This window comes from Mycolicibacter sinensis (genome assembly GCF_001667375.1).
GTDB lineage: Bacteria > Actinomycetota > Actinomycetes > Mycobacteriales > Mycobacteriaceae > Mycobacterium > Mycobacterium sinense_A.
The window spans coordinates 1-6,988 of sequence record NZ_LZIN01000064.1; the positions used below are offsets into that span (position 1 = coordinate 1).

Genomic DNA, 6,988 nt, shown 5'->3' on the forward strand with positions numbered 1-6,988 from the left:
CCGGCGCCACCGGTGCCGCCGACGCCCATGACCCCCGCCGGCCCCGCCGCCCCCCCCGGCCCCGCCCTCGCCACCGGCGCCCCCGGCCCCGCCGTTGCCGAAGAACCCGGCCGCACCACCGGCTCCACCGGCGCCACCGGCCTCGGTGTTGTCCCAGCCGGCCCCGCCGTCACCGAACAGCCAGCCCCCGGCGCCACCGGCGGCATGCTCGGCAGTACCGGCCGCGCCGTCGCCGATCATCATGCCCAGCCCCAGTGACCCGCTGAGCTGGTTGAACCCGTCGACGATCGGCGCCATCCACGAGCTGCTGACCAGGCTGTCGATACCGGTGTAGAGCGGGGTGTAGTACCAGTCGTGCACCAGCCCGGTCAGGTCGGGGGCGAACAGGCTCGGTGACGCGGTCGCTATGCCGGCCAGCAGCCCATCCCAGTGCCCGGGGTCGAAGAACGCCTCCCAGGCCGCCGGACTGAACAGCGCATCCCAGTCCCCGCTGGCGGTGTCCACGAACGGCGCCAGCGCCAGCTCGAACACCTCGTCGAAGCCCTCGGCAGCGGCCACCGGCGCCGGAGCCAACGGCGTCACCCCGAACGCCAGAAACGCCGCCACCGCGGACCCGGCCCCGACAAGATTCCGCTTCGTGCTGACCCGACGAGTCATCCTGGGTAGACCTCTTTCCATGACGGCGGAGGACAACCCAGCAAAGATAACAACGTGGTGCGAAAATCACTAGCGTCACCTGAGAAACGTCCGTGTGGTGGACCGTAGGCCGGAATCAGCTCCGAAGTCCGCGGCGGTCCCCGCTGAAATAGGTGTATCCGGTCGCCAGTGCGCAGATCAGGCTGGCGATCGCCAACATGTAGGTGCCGCCGGCGACCAGGCCGATCCCGCCACCGATCGCGGCCCCGAGCACGAACGCCCCGAACAGCAGGAAGTACCCCAGCCAGTGGCCGGGTTCCCCGCCGCTGAGATGCCGCTCGATGCCCTGGCCCATCTTCACCAGCGTGCCGGTCACATAGCTCAACGGGATCGACACCTCGCCCTTGCGGTCGACGAAGGTGGTATTCAGCGCTCCGATACCGAACGTCATCAACAGGATCGGGAAGAAGGGCAGCGGCAGCTCCGGGCCGCCCAGCAGCACGGCGTCGACCACGGTGGCCAGCACCAGAGCCACGGTGGTCAGCACCGTGGTGGCATAGGGCCGGGTCGGCCACAGATGCCGCCGGCACAACGAGGCGCTGACCACCCCGGCCACGAAGGCGACCAAGAGCAGCGCCGCCGAGGCCGCGAGCCAGGGCGATGACGCTGCCCAGTCGTCCTCGGCGTAGTAGCCCATCACGGCGCGCTGTGCGTTGCCGGTCATGAAGGTGACGAAGTAGCCGGCGGAATGGGTGAACGCCGTTGCGCCCAGCAGACCCGCCAGGCCGGCCAGGACCCACGACAACCTGGTCTCGCTGTCACTATCCCGGATCCGAGTGGCCGCGCTGTCGGGCTGGGCAGCGCATTGAGCCGGCTCAGCGCAGCGGTCGCATGAGAATTGATCGGGCACCAGCGGGTTTCCTTCCCGTCATCGGGCACTGTCAGCCGGCTCGACACTCGGCAGGAAGGGCGGTCGTCTGCCCACCAACCGAGGCGGAACATCGTGGGATGCAACATGAATCGCGAAGCGCCGACACACCGGTGCCACCATTTTCCAGAGCGCGAACCGGCCCTCGCTATGGTGTTTGACACCCATTTGGGGGTATCTGGTTCGCGTAGATTGAGCGGGTGAGCGGCGATCGCAGACCCGGGGGGCCGCAGCGTCCGTGGGATCGCCGGCCACCACCCCGGGAACCGCCGCCACTGCTGCAGCGCCGGCCGTATCGGTCGTCACCTCCGCCGCCGCCCCCGCCGCAGCGGCGACCGCCGTCACCACCGCGCATCCCGCGGCGGCGCTCCTGGGCCCGCCGACTCGTGGTGCTGGCCCTGCTGGCGGTGCTGGCCGCTGCGGCAGGCCTGGCCGGTGGCGCCGTCTGGCTCGACAGCGCGCTGCAGCGCGCCGCGGTGTTCACCGGTTACGCCGAGCGGCCGGCACACGGCCGCGGCACGACCTGGCTGCTGGTTGGCTCCGACAGCCGCGCCGACCTCACCGCCGACCAGCAGCAGCACCTGACCACCGGCGGCGACCTCGGCAACGGCCGCACCGACACCATGCTGCTCATCCATCTGCCCGAAGCCGGCTCCGGCTCGCCCGCCACGGTGGTGTCCATCCCGCGCGATTCCTATGTGCCCATCCCCGGTTACGGCGACGACAAGGTCAACGCCGCGTTCGCCCTCGGTGGAGCGCCACTGCTGACCCGGACCGTGGAGCAGGCCACCGGCCTGCGGCTGGACCACTACGTCGAGATCGGCTTCGGCGGGTTCGCCGCGCTCGTCGACGCCCTCGGCGGGGTCACCCTGTGCCCGGACGAACCGATCGACGACCCGCTGGCCGGGCTGAGCCTGCCGGCCGGCTGCCAGAAACTGGCCGGGCGGGCCGCCCTGGGCTACGTGCGCAGCCGGGCCACCCCACGCGCCGATCTGGACCGGATGGACCACCAGCGGCTTTTCTTGTCGGCACTGGTGGCGCGCATCGCCGATCCGGCGGTCTGGCTCGACCCGCGGCGCTGGTATGCGGTGCCCCACGCCGCCGTGCACGCGTTGACGGTGGACGCCGGCGCGGGCGTGCTGGATCTGGCCGCACTGGGCTGGGCACTGCGCGGCCCCACCATGATGCTGACCGTGCCGGTCGGAGAGTCCACCTACACCGACTCCGGCGACGCGGTGGTATGGGACCACCGGCAAGCTGCTCGGCTATTCGAGGCGTTGAGCCGCGACGAGCCGCCCGAAGCCGGCCCCGATAATTGACGCCAATTCGCATATCCGGAATTACCGCCCGGCGTAAGAGCTATTTCAGCCTACCCTATCTTTACTTAGGCAAAGCTTCCCTGAGTAAGCCTCACCTTGGATGCGCACCCGGTCTGACCTGGGGTAGCATCGCAATCATGTCCGAGATCGATAACCACACGTCGAAATTCCACGCCCTGCTGCAGGAGCAGATCTACCACGAATTCACCGCCGCGCAGCAATACGTCGCGGTGGCCGTCTATTTTGACAGCGGCGATTTTCCGCAATTGGCGAAATTCTTTTACGCCCAGGCCGTCGAAGAACGCAGCCACGCGATGATGATGGTGCAGTACCTGATCGACCGCGGCGTCGCCGTCGAGATCCCCGGAGTGGACGCGGTGCGCAACCGCTTCGACGCTCCGCGGGACGCGCTGGCGCTGATGCTCGACCAGGAGCGCACCGTCACCGAGCAGATCAGCGGGCTGACCAGCGCGGCCCGCGACGAGGGCGACCACCTCGGCGAGCAGTTCATGCAGTGGTTCCTGCGCGAGCAGGTCGAAGAGGTGGCGACGATGTCCCGGCTGTTGCGGGTGGCCGATCGCGCCGGGCACAACCTGTTCGACCTGGAGAGCTTCATCGCCCGCGAGATCGGCACCGGTACACCGGAGCCCGGCGCACCGCGCGCCGCCGGCAGCTGACACCTCGCCCGCCGGCTGATCAGCCCGCCCGCAACCGCGCCTTGGTTCGGGCGGGCTGATTCGTGGCGATCCACGCGACGCCGACGTCCCGGCAGAAGTCGACGTCCTCGTCGCGGTCGACGGTCCAGCAGTACACCGCGCGGCCGCGCGCGGCGGCATGGTCGACCAGCTCGGGGTGCTCTCGAAGCGTCGCGATCGAGGGTCCGATGGCGGTGGCTCCGACCGTGGTCGCAGCGCTGCCGCCCAGGTAGCGGGCGGCGGATCCCAGTAGCACCGTCGGCAGCAGCGGGGCCGCCCGACGGATCCGCCACACCGCCGCCGCCGAGAACGACATGACCACCGCACGCGAGCGGGTCGCCGAAGCCGGTGAGGCGATCCCGAAGCGGTGCAACATCGCCAGCAGCCGGCGTTCGACCAGCGCGCCGTAGCGCACCGGATGCTTGGTCTCGATGAAAATCTTCACCGGCCGTTGCCAGTCCAGCACCAGCGCCATCAGAGCGTCGAGGGTGAGCAGTCCGGTGTCTCGCAGCTCGGCCGCCTCCGGCGGGCCGGCCGGCCGGCCGTCGTGCCAGGCCCCGTAGTCGAAGCTCTGCAACTGCGACAGCGTCATCTCGCTGACCAGTCCCGCCCCGCTGGAGGTCCGGTCCACCCGCCGGTCATGCACGCAGACCAGGTGACCGTCGCCGGTGAGCCGCACGTCGCACTCGACGCCGTCAGCGCCCTCCTGCAGTGCCAAGTCGTAGGCGGCCAGAGTGTGTTCCGGGCGGTCGAACGACGCACCCCGGTGCGCAACCACGAACGGGTGCTCCGCCACCACCTCGTCGGTCGCTGCCATGGGTTTATGCTGCCGGTTCCCGCCCGCCGGGCCCATCCACAGCAGCCGGTGTCGCAACGGTTTCCGGCTCCGCGGACGACGCGGTCTCCGGCGGCCCCGCCGGCGCCGCGCCACGGTCGTCGGCGATCGCCACCCAGCGGTGGGCGGGCCGTCCCATCGACCGCTGTTCGAATCCCTCGACGACCCGCGAGGCCGCCACCACCGCGGCCAGGCCCAACAGGTAGGCGACCACCGTCGCCACCATGTTGTCGGCGATGCCCTGCGCGTCGTCGGTCCAGCTGGTGGCGGTGGCGAAGACGGCCGCCGCCGTGGCGACCGCCCACACCAGCCACCACACCACGATCGGTTTACGCAGCCGGCCCAGCCGATCCTCTCGCCCGGCCAGCTCCAGCGCGTAGACCGGCGCCCAGGCCAGGTTGACCAACGGCACCAGGCAGCCGGCCCACAGCGCCCAGGCCGGCCGCGACTCGGGCAGATGTTGCCGGGCGAACGCCGCCGCCCGCCGCGCGAGCAGCCATCTGGTCAGCACCACCGCGCAGTGGACGACCGCGGCGATCGCGGCGAGACCGGCCAGCCGGCCCAGCCACACCGCGCCGCCGGCGATCAGCGGATGCAGCAGTCTGGTGCGGTTGATGATCATCAGCAGGTAGATCAGCGCGTGCACCAGCGCGGCGAGCCCCAGTGCGGCGATCGCACCCCCCAGCGCCTTCTCCAGCGACCGGGCCGGCGGGGCAACCCGTTCCTCCGGTTTCCGTTGCGCGGCAACCGGATTGGGCGCGCCCATCAGCGTCCAGCGCGGCATCACCGAATAGCGGGGGGTGGGGCCCAGCGGCCGCCGGCGGCGACGCGGCGGCGGCGGCGGTCCGGGGCGCACCGCGATCCAGCGATAACCAGGGCCCAACCGGGGCGGCGACTCAGGCCCCGGCTGGGACGGCCCGGGCGGCGCCGGATGCCCGGGCTGGGCCCACTGCAGCTCCGCTTCCTGCCCGGGTGTCAGTGGCGCCCACAGCGCGCCGTTGCAGCGCGGGCACCAGGCCCGCCGCCGATCGCGCACGTTCCACCGCGTGCCGCAGCGGGAGCACACCTGAATCACCGCACCAGCGTAGCGAGAGCCTCGGCGATGGGGTCCGGGACGCGGCGGACGGCCGTTCCGAGCCCCTTCCAGCTACCACCGTGCTATCCACAGTTTCCACAGTTTTATCCACATAGCCGCTGCGGGTAGGGAGTCCTATGAGGTGGCGTTTGCAGCTCGCTCGAAGGGGCGACTGTGGATAACGCGCCGTCGCCAAAGTGAGCTGATTAACAGCGCCGAGCGAAATCTCTTGCTTCACTAACCAGCTGCCCTCCGCCGCCCCTGCCGGGCATTGCTGCTGGCAGGCGGGCGTTACCCGCCGAGTTTTTCCACCGCGCCCGCGAAGCGCTATGATCGCCGTCACAGAACGGTTGTGATGCGCCTCACGAGCGGGGCGCGACGGCGAAGTTGTGGGGGCGACAGGGATGCTGAGGGCAGGGGAATGACGGCACGTCCGATCGGGCCCGCCGCGACGGCGGCCGGGTGGCACGCGGGATCGTCGACCTACAAGCGCGGTTACCTGCTGGCCTCGTTGCGCGCCGGCATCGTCGCCCTGGTGCTGCTGACCTTCCTGCTGGCGATCATTCTGATTTAGACGCCGCGCGCGGCGGGGGCCGCGCGACCCGTTGTTGCGGTACACCGCGCGTTGGAGCAGTGTTGATCGAGGTGGCCTCACCACACCGCGCCCGCGGTGGGCGGTGGGTTGCCGCCGGCGCGTCAACGCAAGTCGACAATGATCAACGGTGATCGACACCGGATCGACCGAAGAAAGGAACCCCGTGGCCGACTACACCTTGCCGGACTTGGACTGGGATTACGGAGCCCTTGAGCCGCACATCTCGGGCCAGATCAACGAATTGCACCACAGCAAGCACCACGCCGCCTACGTCAGCGGCGCCAACAGCGCACTGGAGAAGCTCGCCGAGGCGCGCGCCAACGACGACCACGGCGCGATCTTCTTGAACGAGAAGAACCTGGCCTTCCACCTCGGTGGGCACGTCAACCACTCGATCTGGTGGAAGAACCTGTCCCCCAACGGCGGTGACAAGCCGACCGGCGACCTGGCCGCCGCCATCGACGACGCCTTCGGGTCGTTCGACAAGTTCCGCGCGCAGTTCACCGCGGCCGCCAACGGCCTGCAGGGTTCGGGCTGGGCGGTGCTCGGCTACGACACTCTCGGCGGCAAGCTGCTGACCTTCCAGCTCTATGACCAGCAGGCCAACGTGCCGCTGGGCATCATCCCGCTGCTGCAGGTCGACATGTGGGAGCACGCCTTCTACCTGCAGTACAAGAACGTCAAGGCCGACTACGTCAAGGCATTCTGGAACGTCGTCAACTGGGCTGACGTGCAGTCCCGCTTCGCGGCCGCCACCTCGAAGACCTCGGGTCTGATCTTCTAGCCACAGTGCCTCAAGCGGGGCGTCGCGCCGGTGGGGCGGCGCCCCCCGGGGGGTTACGGACCCAATAGGTTTAAAACCCCGAGCCGAGTGCCCATTGACCCCCCCCCCCGCGGGATCTCCT

8 protein-coding genes are annotated in these 6,988 nt (G+C 69.9%); 4 read left to right on the forward strand and 4 right to left on the reverse strand.

What is annotated here, in order from left to right; genetic code table 11:
* The coding region (locus A5771_RS24330) for a PGRS repeat-containing protein (protein WP_342707872.1) at positions 1–657 on the reverse strand (657 nt) is incomplete at its 3' end.
* Between the two features lie 115 nt (positions 658–772).
* On the reverse strand, positions 773–1,468 hold the full coding sequence (locus A5771_RS12520) for a DUF1275 family protein (protein ID WP_064855544.1): 696 nt from the start codon (positions 1,466–1,468) through the stop codon (positions 773–775).
* Positions 1,469–1,764: 296 nt separating this feature from the next.
* Between A5771_RS12520 and A5771_RS12525 the strand changes: the two genes are divergently transcribed.
* Positions 1,765–2,883, forward strand: a complete 1,119-nt coding sequence (locus A5771_RS12525) for an LCP family protein (protein WP_082947213.1) — start codon at positions 1,765–1,767, stop codon at positions 2,881–2,883.
* A 137-nt stretch (positions 2,884–3,020) separates the two neighbouring features.
* The gene (locus tag A5771_RS12530) at positions 3,021–3,560 is read left to right on the forward strand and encodes a ferritin (protein ID WP_064855542.1); all 540 of its coding nucleotides are present in this window, start codon (positions 3,021–3,023) and stop codon (positions 3,558–3,560) included.
* Between the two features lie 19 nt (positions 3,561–3,579).
* On the opposite strand, the gene A5771_RS12535 is transcribed toward A5771_RS12530, so the two are convergent.
* Together A5771_RS12535 and A5771_RS12540 are read right to left on the reverse strand one after the other, a co-directional pair.
* A complete protein-coding gene (locus tag A5771_RS12535; RefSeq protein WP_064855546.1) occupies positions 3,580–4,395 on the reverse strand; it encodes a glycerophosphodiester phosphodiesterase in 816 nt (271 codons plus the stop codon).
* Positions 4,396–4,399: 4 nt separating this feature from the next.
* The gene (locus A5771_RS12540; RefSeq protein WP_064855543.1) at positions 4,400–5,488 is read right to left on the reverse strand and encodes a DUF4328 domain-containing protein; all 1,089 of its coding nucleotides are present in this window, start codon (positions 5,486–5,488) and stop codon (positions 4,400–4,402) included.
* Positions 5,489–5,909: 421 nt separating this feature from the next.
* Here A5771_RS12540 and A5771_RS23390 point away from each other — a divergent pair, with 421 nt between their 5' ends.
* Together A5771_RS23390 and A5771_RS12545 are read left to right on the forward strand one after the other, a co-directional pair.
* The gene (locus A5771_RS23390; protein WP_165612856.1) at positions 5,910–6,062 is read left to right on the forward strand and encodes a hypothetical protein; all 153 of its coding nucleotides are present in this window, start codon (positions 5,910–5,912) and stop codon (positions 6,060–6,062) included.
* A gap of 184 nt (positions 6,063–6,246) precedes the next feature.
* Positions 6,247–6,867, forward strand: a complete 621-nt coding sequence (locus A5771_RS12545; protein ID WP_064855547.1) for a superoxide dismutase — start codon at positions 6,247–6,249, stop codon at positions 6,865–6,867.
* The last annotated feature ends 121 nt before the right edge of the window (positions 6,868–6,988 follow it).